Origin of the sequence: Cryobacterium sp. 10I1 (assembly GCF_035019805.1) — a bacterium.
Taxonomy (GTDB): Bacteria; Actinomycetota; Actinomycetes; order Actinomycetales; family Microbacteriaceae; genus Cryobacterium; species Cryobacterium glucosi.
The window spans coordinates 1-712 of the sequence record NZ_JASJVF010000532.1 but is presented as its reverse complement, the minus strand read 5'-3'; the positions used below and the strand labels follow the sequence as shown (position 1 = coordinate 712).

General features: G+C 72.8%; 1 protein-coding gene. It reads left to right on the top strand.

Annotation, left to right across the window (positions count from 1 at the left end; translation table 11 throughout):
• On the top strand, nt 1–567 hold a 567-nt coding region (locus QN345_RS19615; protein ID WP_323509186.1), incomplete at its 5' end, for a tRNA methyl transferase PRC-barrel domain-containing protein.
• Nucleotides 568–712 lie beyond the last annotated feature (145 nt).

Sequence of the window (712 nt, the reverse complement as noted above, 5' to 3'; positions counted from 1 at the left end):
CCTGCATCCGCAGGCGACATCCTCGACCGCGAGGGCAACACCCTCGGCAGGCACGAGGGTGCCGCCGCGTTCACCGTCGGCCAGCGCAAGGGCCTCCAGATCGGCACGCCGGCCGCGGACGGCAAGCCGCGATTCGTGCTCGAGGTGCGCCCGATCACGAACACTGTCGTCGTCGGCCCGAAGGAGGCGCTCGCGATCGGCCTCATCGCCGGCTCGAAGTTCACCTGGACCGGCCTGGCGCCGGAGCACCCCGGGATCGCCTTCGACTGCGACGTGCAGATCCGCGCGCACGCCGACCCGGTGCCCGCCGTCGCGCAGGTCGTGAGTGTCCCGGTTCCGGCTGGCGCAGACTCGGCCGGCGCAGGAGCAACCGACGCAGGAGCAATCGAACTCGTGATCACGCCGCGCGAGCCCCTGACGGGCGTCGCCCCCGGCCAGACCGCGGTGCTCTACGTCGGCACCCGGGTGCTCGGCCAGTGCACGATCGACCGCACCGTGAGCGCCGTACCCGTGCCATCGGCTGCCGTTGAACCAGCCCCGGTCGCCGTTCCCGCCGCCCGTGCCTGACGCCGCGAGCGCCGCGCCCGACGACTCCACGCCGCCGGAGCTCCAGCGGGCCGCCGCCGAGGTCGCCGACCTCACCGCGAGCATCATCGACGCCAGGGACGCATACTACGAGCGCAACGAGGTCGTCATCTCCGACGCCGACTAT